Here is a 535-nt window from a genome sequence, read left to right as displayed (position 1 = left end):
CCCAAGGAAACCGACGACAGCCAGAAAGAGCTGGCCCGGCTCAAGCAAACCAAGGTTCAGCCGGTTGCCCAGCGCTATGCCAACCTCAACGTGCAGCAGCTCGAACAGATGCTCAGCGAGCGCAACACCCAGCAGGGCGAGCTGCAGAAGTCGCTGTCCGACGCCAACAGCCTGATCATCAACTCGCAGACCCGCCCCGAACGTGCCCAGGCCGAAATCAGCAGCAACCAGACCCGCGCCCAGCAGATCAACACCATCCTCAAGACCGGCAAGGACGGTGGCAAGTCGATCAACGCCGACCAGCGCAACCAGCTGAACGCAGAACTGGCTTCGCTCAACGCGCTGACCCTGCTGCGCCGCCAGGAACTGGCCGGCAACAGCGTGCTGCAGGACCTTGGCAACGCCCGCCATGACCTGCTGATCGAGCGTGCCGCGCGCCTTGAGCAGGAAATCCAGGACCTGCAGACGCTGATCAACGACAAGCGCCTGGCCCAGTCCCAGGAAACGGTCACCCAGCAATCGATCGAGGCGCAGA

General features: G+C 63.2%; 1 protein-coding gene. It reads left to right on the top strand.

The features are described 5' to 3' along the window. Positions 1-535: hypothetical protein (locus QWI17_RS10560; protein WP_302722470.1), on the top strand; the 535-nt coding region annotated here is incomplete at both ends.

The sequence above is a fragment of the Gilvimarinus gilvus genome (genome assembly GCF_030518155.1).
GTDB lineage: Bacteria > Pseudomonadota > Gammaproteobacteria > Pseudomonadales > Cellvibrionaceae > Gilvimarinus > Gilvimarinus gilvus.
The sequence above is the reverse complement of the archived record's forward strand: the minus strand, read 5'-3'. Positions and strand labels throughout refer to the sequence as shown.